The organism is Caballeronia choica (assembly GCF_001544535.1).
Classification (GTDB): Bacteria; Pseudomonadota; Gammaproteobacteria; order Burkholderiales; family Burkholderiaceae; genus Caballeronia; species Caballeronia choica.
The window spans coordinates 24,556-39,215 of sequence record NZ_FCON02000023.1 but is presented as its reverse complement, the minus strand read 5'-3'; the positions used below and the strand labels follow the sequence as shown (position 1 = coordinate 39,215).

Sequence of the window (14,660 nt, the reverse complement as noted above, 5' to 3'; positions counted from 1 at the left end):
GCTTGCCAAGCGGCTCGAATGTGAATCGGGTATCGAAACGCGCTGCCTTTGCACTAAAAAGGTAAGACAGTTACGGCGCGATATAACCGAGCCGCGCCTTCAGCGATTGCGGGCGGCCTTCGAACAGCGCCGCATAGTAGACGGTGTTCGACAGCACGTTCTTCACGTAGTCGCGCGTCTCGGCGAACGGAATCGTTTCAGCAAAAACCGCGCCTTCCACCGGCGCCGTCAGGTCGCCCCGCCACTTGTTCGGGCGTCCCGGCCCGGCGTTGTAGCCAGCCGTGGCAAGCACCGGCGAATTGTCGAATTGATTGTAGATCATCGACAAATAGTTGGTTCCGAGCAGGATGTTCGTATTGATGTCGTTCATCTGCGCGCGCGAGACGGTGCCCATGCCGATCTTCTTGGCGACGAGTTGCGCCGTGCCCGGCATCAGTTGCATCAGTCCGCCCGCGCCGACTTCCGAACGCGCGTTGATGATGAAGCGCGACTCCTGGCGAATCAGGCCATATGCCCATTCGACGTCGAGCCCGGTGTTCTGCGCATCGCGCTCGACGATCTCGCGGAACGGCGACAGATAGCGCAGCGAGAAATCGTGCTCGGTCTTGGTCTTGTCGGCGGTATTCACCGTGCGGTCGAACAACTCGATGCGTTTCGCATACTGCGCGGCGGCGATCAACTGGCGGTCGCTCATCGTGCGCAGCGGCCAGTTCCATTCGCGGTTGCCTTCGAGCCGCAGATTCATCGCGTAGAAACGTTGCGACAGCGCGAAGCCCGGCACCGACTGCATCTGCGCGATCTCGCTGTCGCTGACGGACGTGCGCGGCGGAATGGTGATCTTCTGGCCGAGTTCTTCCAACGCAAGTTGACCGTAGAAATCGTAACGCTCGGCGATCGACTGGAATTCCGGCGCGGCGCTCGCGGCGGAACCCGCTTGCTTCAGCGCGCGCGCGTGCCAGTAGGTCCACGCCGGCTGGCTGCGCAGCGACGCCGGCATCTGCTCGACCGACCAGCGCACCATGTTCCAGTCGCCGGCGAGCAACGCACTGCGCGTGCGCCACTCGTAAGCCGGATTCGACAGCGGCGCATTCACCGACAGCCGATACCAGTCCGCCGCAGCCGGCATCCGCTTCAAGGCCGCCTGATAACCGATCGTGCCCCAGCCGATCGCGCGCTCGGGCGGCGTCAGGCCCGGCGCGACCGAGCTGAACGTGGCGGCGGCCATCGCGGGATCGTTGCGCGCCATGCGCGTGATCGCGAGCAGCGTCAACTGATGCGCCGGCGTGTTCGGCATGACGCCGCGCGCGAGATAGAGCGGCGGCGTGCTGGTGGCGTTGTCGAAGAGCGTCGGGTCCGGGCGTTCCTGTCCGAGTGCATCGACGATCTTCGCGCCCGTGTTCGGATAGTTCTGTTCGTAGGCGAGACGAATCTGCTGCCAGACATCGTCGCTTGAGAATTGCTGAGCGCGACCCAGCGCGACGATCAGATCGACGCAGCCGTCGCCATACCATTTCGGATCGACGAGCAATGCACGCGCGGCGTCCGCGACATCTTCGCCGCGTGCCGCGCGCGCTTCGAGCGCGTAGCATTTCACCTGCGTGTCGTCATTGAGCACGAAGCGGGAATACTGCTGCTCGAAGTTGCGCCAATCGTGACGGCCGCCGAGCACCACGAGATAGTCGTTGCGCAAGCGGTCGGCGATGGCCTGGCCGTCGTAGCGCTGCAGGAACGAGAGCACGGGTTCATCCGGCGCATCGACGCGCGCGTGACCTTGCGAGTCGAAGAGCTGCGGCTTGATGGTGAAGTACTCGACATAGCCGGGCGCCGGATAATCCGGAATTTGCGCGGCGAGCATCGCGGCCTTGCCCGCATCGTTCGCGCGCGCGGCTTCACGCAACTGCGTGAAAATGCGGTCGTCGGATGAGGGGATGTAATCGGCGTCGGGGCCGGCTGCGGAGGCGGTGCTGCAAGCGACGAACATGATCGTGGCGAGCGCCGAACCGACCGCGAGATATACTCGATTGAGGCTTTTTGACATCGTTATTTCAGGAGCGCGAATTGGTGGAAAGCATAGCACGCAACCCTTCTCCAGAACCGAAAAGCGCGCTGCGCGCAACGCTTCTCGCAACCCGCGAAGCGCAACGAGAAGAGGCCGATCACGCGGCGCGAAACGAAGCGCTCGCGCGTCGCGTGACGGCGGCGATTTCAGCGCATCCGGCGTCGTGCATCGGCTTCTATTGGCCGGTCGCGGGAGAGTTCGATGCGCGCAGTACACTCGCCGCGTGGCTCGCCCTCGACGCTGCGCGCGACGCGGCGTTGCCGGTGGTGGTCGAGCGGCATGCGCCGATGCGCTTCCACGCGTGGCGCGAACATGCGCCGATGAAAGCGGGCCGCTACAGGATTCCCGTGCCGCTGGAGGAACGCCTCGTCGTGCCGGACCTGTTGCTGATACCGTGCGTGGGGTTCGATGCGAAGCGCTATCGGCTGGGATACGGCGGCGGTTATTACGACCGCACGCTCGGCGCATGGCCCGTGGGCCGGAAGCCGGTGACGATCGGCGTTGCGTACGAATCGGGCAAATGCGACGCCCTGCCGCACGAGTCGCACGACATGCCGCTCGATGCGGTCGTCACGGAATCGGATATTTATTGAAGCACTCGCTCCGGCATCAAAGCGAAGCTGCCGCGCGCGCCGCCGTGTCGTAGAGACCCGACGCGTTGCGCATCAGTTGCGCGGCCTCGCCGATCTGTTCGTTCGTGAGGCCACTTTCACGCAACGTCGTAATCAGACAACTCTCCCGTACTTCGCGATACTTGCCGCATAGTTCACGTCCAGCGGGCGTCGCGGAGAAGAACACTTCCTTGCCCGTCTTTTCGCTTTTGACGTAGCCGCGCGCCACCAGTTTTTTCAGTGCATACGTAGCAACGTGCGTGTCCTCGATGTTCAGTACGAAGCAGATGTCGGCGAGTTTCTTCTTGCGGTCGCGATGGCTCACGTGATGCAGCAGCGACACCTCGACCGCCGTCATGTCCTTCGCGCCCGCCGCCGACATGCAGCGCACCATCCAACGGTTGAACGCGTTGCTTGCCATGATGAGTCCGTACTCCAGTTCGGAGAGTTCGGCACTCGATTCGGAGACGAGATGCTCGGAAGAAACGATCTTGGTGGGATGGCGCGACATGGTTCTTGAGCAGATTTTGGTGTGTTCGAGTGTAGCGTATGGGCCTAATCGCGGGCCGCGACGAGGCCACTGGAAGAAACGCCAATGGATAATTTGTTGATAAATTATTGATAATGTACATTCTGCGGCGACGTGCCGCATCATTCGTACGCTGCGCTCACCCGACAAAGACCGCATGACCAGACCACGAATTCATCCGCTTGGCGACACCGCCCTTGTATGCGAAGCGCCGCCGCCCGCCACGCTCGAGTGCCAGCGCCGCATGTGGGCGCTCGCCGACAGCGCGCGGCTGTGGCCTCATGTCGTCGAGGTCGTGCCGGGCATGAACAACCTGACGATCGTCTTCGACCCGCTCCAAGCCGACTACCAAAGCCTCGCCGAACAGCTGGACAGCGGCTGGGACACCGTCGCTGAGGCTGACGCCGTCACGATGGAAATCGAGATCCCGGTGCACTACGGCGGCGCGGACGGCCCGGATCTCGCCGCGCTCGCCAGGCACGTCGGATTGTCGGTCGATGAAGTCGTGAAACGTCATACGCAAGCCGAGTACGTCGTGTTCTTCCTCGGCTTCCAGCCGGGCTTCGCATACATGGGCGGCCTCGACCGCACCTTGCACATGCCGCGTCGCGCCGAGCCCCGGCTCGAAGTGCCGGCCGGCTCGGTCGGGATCGGCGGCGAGCAGACGGGAATCTATCCGGCCGCGTCGCCCGGCGGCTGGCAGTTGCTCGGGCGCACGGACCTCAAGCTCTTCGACCCGACCCGCAACCCGCCGACGCTGATGCAGCCCGGCGACCGCGTGCGCTTCAAAGCGCTGGAGGTGCTCGCATGATCGATGTGATTCGCGCGGGCGTGCTCACCTCCGTGCAGGACCTCGGGCGCCACGGCTACCGTCATCTCGGCGTGAGTTCGGGCGGCGCGCTCGATGCGTTGTCGCTGGAAATCGGCAACCGCATCGTCGGCAACAAGGCGGACGCGGCAGGCATCGAAGTGACTTTCGGGCCGACCGTGCTGCGCTTCAAGCACGCGACGCGCGCCGCGATCACCGGCACCGATTTCGGCGCGACGCTCGACGGCGAGCCGGTCTATTCGTGGTGGAGCGTCCCCGTCCAGGCGGGACAGGAACTGACCTTGCGTGCGGCGAAGCGCGGCATGCGCGGTTATGTGTGCGTGGCGGGCGGCATCGACGTGTTGCCGATGCTCGGCTCGCGCAGCACCGACCTCGGCGCGTGCTTCGGCGGGCTCGGCGGCCGCGCGCTGCGCGACGGCGACCGGCTGCCGGTCGGCGTGCCGCTGCCGCACAAGGGCGTCGCGTTTTCGCCGGCCGAGCCCGCGTTCGGCGTCAAGGCGCCGGCGTGGTGCAAGTTCGTGCTCGTCGACGAACCGTTGCGGCGCGGGCGGCACGCGCCGGGCATCGCGTGGTCGATTCCGATCCGCGTGCTGCGCGGCCCGGAATACGACAGTTTCACCGACGAGGCGCAGCGCGACTTCTGGAACGAGGAATGGACCATCACGCCGAACAGCAACCGCATGGGCTTCCGGCTCGCCGGGACGGCGCTCGAGCGCAAGAGCAGAATCGACCTCTTGTCGCACGCGGTGCTGCCGGGCACGATCCAGGTGCCGCCCAACGGCCAGCCGATCGTCCTGATGGGCGACGCGCAGACGACCGGCGGCTATCCGAAGATCGGCGCCGTGATCCGGGCGGATCTGTGGAAGCTCGCGCAGGCGCGCCTGAATAGCGGCGTGCGCTTCATCGAGACATCGGTGGAAGAAGCGCGCCACGCGCTCGCCGACGAACGGATGTACGTGAAACAAGTGGAAGCCGCCATCGACATGCATGAGGAGCGATGCGCGCGGTGACCCGAAACAGCGGAAAGATAGTCATGGAAATCGATCTCAACGCCGATCTCGGCGAAGGCTGCGGCTCCGACGAAGCCCTGCTCGACCTGGTCAGCTCGGCCAATATTGCGTGCGGCTGGCACGCGGGCGGCGCCACCGCGATGCGCGATTGCGTGCGCTGGGCCGTCGAAAAGGGCGTGTCGATCGGCGCGCACCCGAGCTTCAACGACCGCCAGAACTTCGGCCGCAAGGAGATGGACCTGCCGGCGTCCGAGATCTACGCGGGCGTGCTATATCAGCTCGGCGCGCTGTCGGCGATCGCGCAGGCGGAGGGCGGGCGCATCGCGCACGTCAAGCCGCACGGCGCGCTCTACAACCAGGCGGCGCGCAATCCCGAAATCGCCGATGCGATCGTCTCGGCCGTGCACGACTTCGACCCGTCGCTGATGGTGTTCGGGCTCGCGAACAGCGGGCTCGTGGAAGCGGCGCGCAAGTCGGGGATCGTCGCGATCGAGGAAGTGTTCGCCGACCGCGGCTATCGCGCCGACGGCTCACTCGTGCCGCGCAAGGAGCCGGGCGCGCTGCTCGACGACGAGGACATCGTGCTCGACCGCACGCTTGCGATGGTGCGCGAGCAGCGCGTGCAGGCGGTGAGCGGCGAATGGGTGCCGCTCAACGCGCAGACCATCTGCCTGCACGGCGACGGCGCGCACGCGCTCGCGTTCGCGCGACGCATCCGTGCGGCGCTGGCGACGGCTGGCATCGAAGTGCGTGCGGCGCACGGCAACTGATTGCGTAGTACGGAGGCAAAAAAGCATTGAACGCCCCGCGAAGTTCGCGGGGCGTTTTAGCAAAAAGGCGGCCGTCAGAGCCGTCCTGGCAAACCGGTGCGGCTTTCGTTCGGCCGCATCGGGAACGCGTCCCGGAATCCGGGACTTGACGTCACCGTTTGGAGATCTCATGCAAACCGCAGTCAATCTATGGCCGCTGATCGGCGTGGCCGTCATCATCGTGGGCTTCATCCTGCGCTTCAATCCGATGCTGATCGTCGCGGCCGCTGCGATCATCACCGGCTTCGCGGCGCATTTTCCGCTCGATCGCATCCTTGCCGCGATCGGCACGGGGTTTCTCAAGACCCGCAACATCCCGCTGATCATTCTGCTGCCGCTCGCGGTGATCGGCCTGCTTGAGCGTCACGGCCTGCGCGAACGCGCGCAGATCTGGATTTCGGGCATCAAGGCGGCCACCGCCGGGCGCCTCCTGATCGTGTATCTGCTGGTTCGCGAACTGACGGCGGCAGTCGGGCTGACCGGTCTCGGCGGCCATCCGCAGATGGTCCGGCCGCTTCTCGCGCCAATGGCGGAAGGCGCGACCGAAGCGCGCTTCGGCAAGCTCTCCGACGCGATCCGCTTCAAGCTGCGCGCGTACTCGGCGGCGACCGACAACGTCGGCCTCTTCTTCGGCGAAGACATCTTCGTCGCGTTCGGGGCGATCGTGCTGATGGTCACGTTCCTGAAGGAAGCGGGGATTGTCGTCGAGCCGATGCACGTGGCCGTGTGGGGCATCCCGACCGCGATCTGCGCGTTTCTCATCCACGGCTTCCGGCTGTGGCTTCTGGACCGGCGACTCACGAAGGAACTCGGCGCGCTGACCCGGAACGTCGTGGGAGAAAAGGCATGACGCTCACGATCAACTATCTGTTTTATCTCGTCGGGCTCGTGCTGGTGGTCGTCGGCGGGATGATCATCACCGACCGGTCGCACCCGCGCCGCCTTAGCACCGGCGTGTTCTGGCTCGTCTATGCGTCGATCTTCCTGATCGGCGACCTGCTGCCGCCCGCTGTCGTGGGCGTGCTCGTGGTCGCGATGGCGCTCATCGCCGGCTTCGGCGGGGTGACCGGCGCCAAACCGAAGATGCTCTCCGACGAAACGCGCCGCCAGAGCGCGATGCGTCTCGGCAACAAGCTGTTCATCCCGGCGCTGACGATTCCGGTCGTCACCGTGATCGTGACGCTCGGCGCGAGCCATGTCGTGTTCGGCGGCACGCCGCTGATCGAACTGAAGAACGTGACGCTGATCGGCTTCGGCATCGGCTGCGTGATCGCGCTCGGGATCGCCTGCGTCATGACGCGCGATACCGTCGGGCAATCGATGAAGGAGACGCGGCGGCTGATCGATGCGCTGTCGTGGGCTGCGGTGCTGCCGCAGATGCTCGGCATGCTCGGGCTCGTGTTCTCCGATGCGGGTGTCGGCAAGGCCGTCGCGCATGTCACGACGGCTTATGTGAACCTCGATTACCGGCTCGTTGCGGTGGCGGTGTATTGCGTCGGCATGGCGCTCTTCACGATGGTGATGGGCAATGGCTTCGCGGCGTTTCCGGTGATGACGGGTGGCGTGGGGGTGCCGATTCTTGTCGGCGTGTTCCACGGTAATCCGGCCACGATGGTCGCGATTGGCATGTTCTCGGGCTACTGCGGGACGTTGATGACGCCGATGGCCGCGAACTTCAATATCGTGCCGGCGGCGTTGCTGGAGTTGCCGGACAAGAATGCGGTGATCAAGGTGCAGGTGCCGACGGCGCTTTCCCTGTTGATCGTGAATATTGTGTTGTTGAACTGGTTGATGTTTTTGTGATTTAGCGCGGCCGGCGTGGGGGATGTGCCCTCACGCCGGCACTGTTAGCGGCGATGCCATCTAGTGCAAAATAAAGCAGCATCGTTCCGAGATCGGTTCTTACCCTCCCTCAGATCCCACGCATCGCTTTTCTGATCCTCTCCCAGAATCCCATCGGCTTTCTGGCCGATACTGAACGTGGCGTTGCCAACCGCGCGCCCGGGGGTTCCGTGGCCGACGGCGTCTTCGGGGAAATTCTCGGCGGCTCGGGCAATGGCGACGGGGACTGTGGAACGGAATCGGTTACTTCGACAAACCGGTGATTCGGCCCGTAAGCCGTGATCGAGATGAAGTGCGCCCCTTTGAACGGATGCGGATTGCCCGCTTCATCGACAGCCTTGACATTGAACTCCATGATCGGAATGCACAACTGTGCGCGATCTCTCGGAACAATATCTTCATTCTCATCGATGCATCGAAACTTGAAAGAATCGGGATATTGATCGGCGGATTCAGTTTTGGGTTTGTCGTTCCATGATTCAATAAAGGTGATGGTTCCGGGATGCGGCAGATTGGCAGCTTGAAAACCTTCGAGCGAGAACTTCTTTGACATGACCTCGTTTCCTGTTTGAACAGCGCAACCGGCAGCAATCGCGGATGCGATAGTGATGGCGATAGCGAACGCAAGCGGTTTTTTCATTTCATTGCGAAATCGAATCGAAGTAGCGATATCGAGCCGGATAACGCCTACGGCCCTCTGCTTCGCACGGCGTGCCCTTGCTCGACCAATACATGTTCGCCGACTCCGCAAAGTCCTCATTGATGTTCTGCTCCGCGTATCGCGATGGCGCCTGCCCGTCGTGGGCGATGGCGTTTTCATACGCGAGTTTCATGGCAGGCTTCTCGTGCCATAACGCTTCACTCATCTGATGCCCGGTCTCGTGCAGCATCGTACTGTCGATGTACTGCTGCGGAATTGACGACTGGCCTTTCCACGCCTTCCAGGGGAAGAACGCAACGCCTTGTTTGATATCGGCGGTCGCCGCCGACGAAAAACTGGCATCGTCGTAACGTTGTTGCCAGTGTATGTCGTCTGGATTGGGCGAGGCGTTGGTCGTGATTCGGCCGATATTTTCCAGATGCCGAGGCGGCAACGCTTCAAGCGCTTCCGCCAGTTGCGTCTGGCCGATCATCGGCGCGCCGTCCGCAGGTGTTCGCGTCGGGACGTAGATCGGAACCGTCTTGCCGCCTACGGTTGCGTCGTATTCCGTCGCTGATGTGAGCCCGCCGCTCGGGAAATCCGCCTGCGTCGGTCTTCCGGCTGAAAGCGACACCGGTTTGTCGTGAGCGTAGAACTCGGCTGGTGCATCGATACGACCCTTCGACCCGTCCAGATAAGAACAGTCCGCCGCCCCACTGCCTTGCGGCGTGGGCGACGGATCTGCCTCGCCGCCCGTATCCGCAGCCGAACGCACAAGCGGAGCGGCATTCCCGACGCCCGATACCCCAGCGAGCCTTCCCCCGGTCGCAGAAAAACCCATCCGCGCAAGCTCATGCACCTCGAACGACATCGACATATTGTTCTGTGACGCGATCAAAACCGGCACTGGCCGGCACGCGCACATGCCGAAATCGTTATCGAGTGCGGATTGCTTGCCCATCCAGTTATCGGGCCGGCGCGGGCCTTGCGGCATGATGACTCCGTCCGACTTGCACGTCGGGCAGTAGATCTTCGCGCCGATGAACGACAACGGCACCCCGTGATGACTGGCGCCGCTCATCCCTTCGATGACTGTCGCGCCGCTCGTCGTCTTGTCGCCGACTTTGATGTAGTAACGTCTCACGTCCAGGCTCCTTTTTTATTCGTTATGGAGCTTCGACTTTTAGCCACCTCATGCCTTGGGGAACAACCAGATAACTCCGAAACGCAAAAACCATAACGCCCTCACCCCGCCTCCACCACAAACCCCCGCCGCCTGAGCAACTCGAGCACCCCGCGCTCCCCGCCCAGATGCAGCGCCCCGATCGCGACAAACACCGGTTTGTTCGGCGCCGCGATCGCCAGCATGCGCGTGACAAATCGCCGGTTGCGCTCATAGACCACGCGATTATCGACGGAAGCCGCCAGCGCCTTCGACCGCGCGAGCTTCTGCCCCTTGGCATCGTCCCAGGCCTTGAGCGCATCGGCATCGCCGATGCGCCACAGCCGATGCAGTTCCTTCACATCGGCGACGTTCTCCGCCGGCGTCTGCACGAGATCCTGCGCGAGCATTTCGCGCTGTTGCGCCGACGTCAGCTTCGTGAACGTCGATATCTGCTCGTTGAGCGTCTCCAGTCCGACGATCCTGCCCCGCGCCCTCAGGTACACATCCTGCAATTGCGCCTCGGTGCCGTACTCGCTCAGAAAGCCGGCCTTGAGCGTGTCGTAGGTTTCCACCAGCATCGACGCGAGCCACGGCCGCGTGTGCCGCAACTGCGCCAGCGCGGCGGGGTTGCTGCGCATGCGCGCCTCGACCTTCTGCCACATCGAGTCCGGCAGATAGTCGAGCAGGCACTCGCTGCGACACATGCCGTAGCGCGTCACGTCTTCCTGCGAGAAGAGCAGATCGTCGGGGGAGATTTCGAGCGCCAGCGTCGGCGATGCGTCGAGCGCGGCGAGAATCGGCTTGCGAAACGGCTGCTCGGCGGGATAGTCGTTCGCGTAGCCGACATGCAGCGTGCCGAGCAGATAGAGCGTCGTCTGACCTTTGGTCGCGACGTAGAACGGCATGTGCGGCGGCTGGGCCCGCACCGGACCGCTCGCCGTGGTGCCGTCGGAGCGATCGGTGCGCGCCGGCGGCGGCGCCGTGCCCGGGGACGAAGCGCCGAGCGGCTGCACGCCAGCGGGCGGCGAGCCGCCCACGGCGAGCGCGGCCGGCGCGAACTGCGCGCAGGCCATCGCCAGCACCGCTGCCACTGCGCCAAACGCGAAGCGGCGCGTGATCGTGCGCGCCGCCCGCGAATCAGGCATCGGCTTCCCCCACCTCCTCGGCGCGGTGACACGAAACCTGCCGTCCGTCGACGAAACGCAATAGCGGCTCTTCCTTGCGGCAGCGCTCGATCGCGTACGGGCAGCGCTGATGGAACGTGCAGCCCGACGGCGGATTGAGCGGCGACGGCATCTCGCCCTGCAGCTTGATCTTGATCGTCCGGTCTTCCTCGAAGAGCGCCGGGGTCGCCGACATCAGCGCGCGCGTGTACGGATGGCGCGGCCGTGCGTAGATCGTCTTCTTGTCACCGAGTTCGGCGACGCCGCCGAAGTACATCACCATGACGTCGTCGGCGATGTGCTCGACCACCGACAAGTTGTGCGAGATGAACACGTAGCTCGTGCCGAACTGCTGCTGCAGGTCCATGAAGAGGTTCAGGATCTGCGCCTGGATCGACACGTCGAGCGCGGACACCGGCTCGTCGGCGACGACGATCTGCGGATCGAGGATCATCGCCCGCGCGATCGCCACGCGCTGACGCTGCCCGCCCGAAAACATGTGCGGATAGCGCGATACGTGCTCGGGCCGCAAGCCGACGGTGCGCATCATGTGGGCGATGCGCTCGCCGCGTTCGCGCGCCGAGAGCTGCGTGTTGATCGCGAGCGGCTCGCCGAGCGTCTGCTCGACGGTCTTGCGCGGATTCAGCGACGCAAACGGGTTCTGGAACACCATCTGCACGCGCTGGCGCAACTCGGCGATCTTCGCCTTGCCGGCGCCGGCCACGTCCTGACCGTCGATCAGCAGCCGCCCTGACGTGGGCGCTTCGATCATCGTGAGCTGGCGCGCGAGCGTCGACTTGCCGCAGCCCGATTCGCCGACCACCGCGAGCGTCCTGCCGCGTTCGAGCGAAAACGACACGCCGTTGAGCGCCTTCACCGTGCCCTCGGTGAACATGCTGCGCTTGACGGTGTAGTGCCTCGTTAGCTTGTCGGCGGCGAGAACGATGTCTTTGTCTTGTGCTTGAGGGACCGCGTTCATCGCGCGCCTCCATGTTCAACGACGGCCTGCAGGTTGAGCGGCTTGATGCAGCGCGCCCGCACGGCGGCGTCATTCGGATCGAGTTGCGCGAGCGCCGGTCGGCCTTTCCAGCACTCGTCGATAGCGTACTTGCAACGCGGCGCGAAGAGACAGCCGCTCGGGCGGTCGTCGCGGCCCGGCACCATGCCCGGCAACGCCGCGAGACGCTCGGCGCCGCGGCTGTGCTCGGGGATCGCGGCCAGCAGCGCTTCCGTGTACGGATGATGCGGCTCGCTGAAGATCGTCGGCACGCGATTCGTCTCGATGATCTCGCCCGCGTACATCACGGCCACGCGCTGCGCCACTTCCGACACGACCGCGAGATCGTGCGAAATCAGCACGAGCGCCATGCCGCGCTCCCGTTGCAACTGCACGAGCAGTTCCATGATCTGCGCCTGGATCGTCACGTCGAGCGCGGTGGTCGGCTCGTCGGCGATCAGGAGCTTCGGGTTGCACGCGACCGCCATCGCGATCATCACGCGCTGGTTCATCCCGCCCGACATCTGGTGCGGAAACGCGTTGATGCGGCTCTTCGCATCGGGGATGCCGACCTGATCGAGCAGTTCCAGCGCGCGGCGGTTCAGCGCGTCGCCGCGCAGGCCTTCGTGCAGTTTCAGCACTTCCTTGATCTGGTAGCCGACGGTGTAGCTCGGGTTCAGGCTGGAGAGCGCGTCCTGGAACACCATCGCGATGTCCTTGCCGATGATCTTGCGACGCTCGCGCGCCGACGCCTTCAGCAAGTCCTTCCCATCGAACGTGACTTCATCGGCGGTTACCTTGCCGGGCGCGTCGATCAGGCCCATCAGCGCCATCATCGTGACGCTCTTGCCCGAACCCGATTCGCCGACCACGCCGACCACTTCACCCGGCTCGACCGACAAGTCGATGCGATCGACCGCCTGCGTGCCGGCGAAGCTGACTTCGAGATTGCGGATAGTCAATAGATCGCTCATGTCATGCCATCCGTTTCAGTTTGGGATCGAGCGCATCGCGCAGCCCGTCGCCGAGGAGGTTGATGACGAGCACCGAGACCAGGATCGAAAGACCCGGCATCGTGACGATCCACCACGCGCTTTCGATGTAGTCGCGCGCCGAAGCGAGCATCGCGCCCCATTCCGCCGCCGGCGGCTGGACGCCGAGGCCGAGGAAGCCGAGCGCGGCGGCATCGAGGATCGCGGAGGAGAAACCCAGCGTGGCCTGCACGATCAGCGGCGCCGCGCAGTTCGGCAGCACTTGCGAGAACATCAGGCGCACGGTGCCGGCACCGGCCACGCGCGACGCCGTCACGTACTCCTTCTGCAGTTCGCCGAGCGCCGATGCGCGCGTGAGACGCACATAACCGGGCAGCGCGACGATCGCGATCGCGAGCATCGTATTGACGAGTCCCGGCCCGATGATCGCGACCACCGCCACTGCCAGCAACAGCGAAGGCAGCGCGAGCAGCACGTCCATCACGCGCATGATCGGCGTGTCGAGCCAGTGGAAGAACGCGGCCATGAGCCCGAGCACGACGCCCGGAATCAGCGCGAGCACGACCGACACGAAGCCGATCCAGAACGACAGCCGCGCACCGTACATCAGGCGCGAGAGGATGTCGCGGCCGGCTTCGTCGGTGCCGAGCAGGAACTGATGGTTGCCGCCTTCGAGCCACGCGGGCGGAATTTTCACGTAGTCGCGATATTGCTCGATCGGACTGTGCGGCGCGATCAGCGGCGCGAAGAGCGCGATGAAGATCAGCACGAGCACGATCGCGCCCGCGACCACGGCACCGCGATTGCGCGAGAAGTTCGCCCAGAATTCGCGGCCCGCGACCAGGCGCCCGCTCGGCGGTGGCGTGACGGCTTGGGGGGGGAGGTTGTTTTGGATGTCGGCCACGTTTTTACCTCGTATGGCGAATGCGCGGGTTCAACACGCCGTAGAGCAGATCCACGACGAGGTTCACCACAATGACCAGCGTCGCGATCATCAGGATGCCGCCCTGCACGACCGGATAGTCGCGGCGGGAGATCGCGTCGATGAGCCATTTGCCGACGCCCGGCCATGAGAACAACGTTTCGGTCAGCACGGCGCCCGCGAGCAGCGTGCCGACCTGCAGGCCGATCACGGTGACGACGGGGATCAGCGCGTTGCGCAGCGCATGCACGACCACGACCCGTCCGGGCGCGAGGCCCTTTGCGCGCGCGGTGCGGATGTAGTCCTCGCGCAGCACTTCGAGCATCGACGATCGCGTCATCCGCGCGATGACGGCCAGCGGAATCGTGCCGAGCACGATAGTCGGCAGGATCAGGTGGCTGACGGCGGACTTGAACGCGCCTTCGTCGGTGGAGAAGAGCGCGTCCCACAGCATGAAGCCCGTGACGTGCGGGATGTCGTACTCGACCGCGATGCGGCCCGACACCGGCGTCCAGCCGAGCTTCGCCGAGAAGAACATGATGAGGATCAAGCCCCACCAGAAGATCGGCATCGAATAGCCGGTGAGCGCGGTGCCCATCACGCCGTGATCGATGACCGTGCCGCGCCTGAGCGCCGCGATGACGCCCGCCGGCAGGCCGACCACGAGCGCGAAGATCATCGCGCAGATCGACAGTTCGAGCGTGGCGGGAAAGCGCGCCGCAAACTCGCCCATCACGCTCGTATTCGTGATGATCGACATGCCGAGGTCGCCCTTCAGCGCATGGCCGACATAGTGGAGATACTGAAGCGGCAGCGGCTCGTCGAGCCCCAGGCGCTTCATGGCTTCGGCGTGCATCGCCGGGTCCACGCCGCGCTCGCCCATCATGACTTCGATGGGGTCGCCCGGGATCAGGTGGATGAGTGCGAACGCGAGAATCGTGATGCCGATGAAGGTCGGAATCACCATCCCTATGCGCCGCAAAACGAATCGGAACATGGTCGTCTCTTTGGGGAGGAAAAATGCAACCGGCGACGCGGGCTCGTGACCCTTGTCGCCGGACCTTTTCGACTAGTTATGAATTAGTGCAAAAA

At 64.4% G+C, this 14,660-nt stretch carries 15 protein-coding genes; 6 read left to right on the top strand and 9 right to left on the bottom strand.

Annotated elements, in window-relative coordinates; translation table 11 throughout:
- Nucleotides 1-70: 70 nt before the first annotated feature.
- Complete coding sequence (locus tag AWB68_RS13115) at nt 71-2,038, bottom strand: lytic transglycosylase domain-containing protein (protein WP_087644781.1); 1,968 nt, start codon at nt 2,036-2,038, stop codon at nt 71-73.
- A 20-nt stretch (nt 2,039-2,058) separates the two neighbouring features.
- Here AWB68_RS13115 and AWB68_RS13110 point away from each other — a divergent pair, with 20 nt between their 5' ends.
- Nucleotides 2,059-2,652, top strand: a complete 594-nt coding sequence (locus AWB68_RS13110) for a 5-formyltetrahydrofolate cyclo-ligase (protein WP_087644780.1) — start codon at nt 2,059-2,061, stop codon at nt 2,650-2,652.
- Between the two features lie 16 nt (nt 2,653-2,668).
- On the opposite strand, the gene AWB68_RS13105 is transcribed toward AWB68_RS13110, so the two are convergent.
- Complete coding sequence (locus AWB68_RS13105; RefSeq protein WP_087644779.1) at nt 2,669-3,181, bottom strand: winged helix DNA-binding protein; 513 nt, start codon at nt 3,179-3,181, stop codon at nt 2,669-2,671.
- A 175-nt stretch (nt 3,182-3,356) separates the two neighbouring features.
- On the opposite strand from AWB68_RS13105, the gene pxpB reads away from it, so the two are divergent.
- The 5 genes from pxpB to AWB68_RS13080 all read left to right on the top strand — a co-directional run bounded on the left by pxpB (nt 3,357) and on the right by AWB68_RS13080 (nt 7,650).
- On the top strand, nt 3,357-4,010 hold the full coding sequence (gene pxpB / locus AWB68_RS13100) for a 5-oxoprolinase subunit PxpB (protein WP_087644778.1): 654 nt from the start codon (nt 3,357-3,359) through the stop codon (nt 4,008-4,010).
- Nucleotides 4,007-5,038, top strand: coding sequence for a 5-oxoprolinase subunit C family protein (locus AWB68_RS13095; RefSeq protein WP_087644777.1), 1,032 nt, complete (start codon nt 4,007-4,009; stop codon nt 5,036-5,038). Before pxpB ends, AWB68_RS13095 begins: the two co-directional genes overlap by 4 nt.
- A 23-nt stretch (nt 5,039-5,061) precedes the next feature.
- Nucleotides 5,062-5,808, top strand: coding sequence for a 5-oxoprolinase subunit PxpA (pxpA, locus tag AWB68_RS13090; RefSeq protein WP_087644834.1), 747 nt, complete (start codon nt 5,062-5,064; stop codon nt 5,806-5,808).
- Nucleotides 5,809-5,977: 169 nt separating this feature from the next.
- Nucleotides 5,978-6,697, top strand: a complete 720-nt coding sequence (locus AWB68_RS13085) for a DUF969 domain-containing protein (RefSeq protein WP_087644776.1) — start codon at nt 5,978-5,980, stop codon at nt 6,695-6,697.
- A complete protein-coding gene (locus AWB68_RS13080; RefSeq protein ID WP_087644775.1) occupies nt 6,694-7,650 on the top strand; it encodes a DUF979 domain-containing protein in 957 nt (318 codons plus the stop codon). Before AWB68_RS13085 ends, AWB68_RS13080 begins: the two co-directional genes overlap by 4 nt.
- A 109-nt stretch (nt 7,651-7,759) precedes the next feature.
- Here the strand turns inward: AWB68_RS13080 and AWB68_RS13075 are convergent, their stop codons facing one another.
- The 7 genes from AWB68_RS13075 to AWB68_RS13045 form a co-directional block, all read right to left on the bottom strand.
- The gene (locus tag AWB68_RS13075) at nt 7,760-8,329 is read right to left on the bottom strand and encodes a hypothetical protein (protein ID WP_125482928.1); all 570 of its coding nucleotides are present in this window, start codon (nt 8,327-8,329) and stop codon (nt 7,760-7,762) included.
- A gap of 1 nt (nt 8,330) precedes the next feature.
- Nucleotides 8,331-9,473, bottom strand: coding sequence for a PAAR domain-containing protein (locus tag AWB68_RS13070; RefSeq protein WP_087644773.1), 1,143 nt, complete (start codon nt 9,471-9,473; stop codon nt 8,331-8,333).
- 101 nt (nt 9,474-9,574) lie between these two features.
- Nucleotides 9,575-10,639: a TraB/GumN family protein gene (locus AWB68_RS13065; protein ID WP_087644772.1), complete on the bottom strand. Its 1,065-nt coding sequence runs from the start codon at nt 10,637-10,639 to the stop codon at nt 9,575-9,577.
- Nucleotides 10,632-11,636 (bottom strand): peptide ABC transporter ATP-binding protein, encoded by a 1,005-nt coding sequence (locus AWB68_RS13060; protein WP_087644771.1) that lies wholly within the window; start codon nt 11,634-11,636, stop codon nt 10,632-10,634. The genes AWB68_RS13065 and AWB68_RS13060 overlap by 8 nt, the downstream gene beginning before the upstream one ends.
- Complete coding sequence (locus AWB68_RS13055) at nt 11,633-12,628, bottom strand: ABC transporter ATP-binding protein (protein WP_087644770.1); 996 nt, start codon at nt 12,626-12,628, stop codon at nt 11,633-11,635. The genes AWB68_RS13060 and AWB68_RS13055 overlap by 4 nt, the downstream gene beginning before the upstream one ends.
- Nucleotide 12,629: 1 nt before the next feature.
- A complete protein-coding gene (locus AWB68_RS13050) occupies nt 12,630-13,550 on the bottom strand; it encodes an ABC transporter permease subunit (protein WP_087644769.1) in 921 nt (306 codons plus the stop codon).
- 4 nt (nt 13,551-13,554) lie between these two features.
- Nucleotides 13,555-14,565 carry an ABC transporter permease subunit gene (locus AWB68_RS13045; protein ID WP_087644768.1) on the bottom strand — a complete coding sequence of 337 codons (1,011 nt, stop codon included), beginning with the start codon at nt 14,563-14,565 and terminating at the stop codon, nt 13,555-13,557.
- Nucleotides 14,566-14,660 lie beyond the last annotated feature (95 nt).

Excerpts from the sequence above, each read along its gene's own strand:
- AWB68_RS13115 (WP_087644781.1), bottom strand. The coding sequence starts at position 2,038 with ATGTCAAAAAGCCTCAATCGAGTATATCTCGCGGTCGGTTCGGCGCTC.
- AWB68_RS13105 (WP_087644779.1), bottom strand. The coding sequence starts at position 3,181 with ATGTCGCGCCATCCCACCAAGATCGTTTCTTCCGAGCATCTCGTCTCC.
- pxpB (WP_087644778.1), top strand. The coding sequence starts at position 3,357 with ATGACCAGACCACGAATTCATCCGCTTGGCGACACCGCCCTTGTATGC.
- AWB68_RS13095 (WP_087644777.1), top strand. The coding sequence starts at position 4,007 with ATGATCGATGTGATTCGCGCGGGCGTGCTCACCTCCGTGCAGGACCTC.
- pxpA (WP_087644834.1), top strand. The coding sequence starts at position 5,062 with ATGGAAATCGATCTCAACGCCGATCTCGGCGAAGGCTGCGGCTCCGAC.
- AWB68_RS13085 (WP_087644776.1), top strand. The coding sequence starts at position 5,978 with ATGCAAACCGCAGTCAATCTATGGCCGCTGATCGGCGTGGCCGTCATC.
- AWB68_RS13080 (WP_087644775.1), top strand. The coding sequence starts at position 6,694 with ATGACGCTCACGATCAACTATCTGTTTTATCTCGTCGGGCTCGTGCTG.
- AWB68_RS13075 (WP_125482928.1), bottom strand. The coding sequence starts at position 8,329 with ATGAAAAAACCGCTTGCGTTCGCTATCGCCATCACTATCGCATCCGCG.
- AWB68_RS13065 (WP_087644772.1), bottom strand. The coding sequence starts at position 10,639 with ATGCCTGATTCGCGGGCGGCGCGCACGATCACGCGCCGCTTCGCGTTT.
- AWB68_RS13060 (WP_087644771.1), bottom strand. The coding sequence starts at position 11,636 with ATGAACGCGGTCCCTCAAGCACAAGACAAAGACATCGTTCTCGCCGCC.
- AWB68_RS13055 (WP_087644770.1), bottom strand. The coding sequence starts at position 12,628 with ATGAGCGATCTATTGACTATCCGCAATCTCGAAGTCAGCTTCGCCGGC.
- AWB68_RS13045 (WP_087644768.1), bottom strand. The coding sequence starts at position 14,565 with ATGTTCCGATTCGTTTTGCGGCGCATAGGGATGGTGATTCCGACCTTC.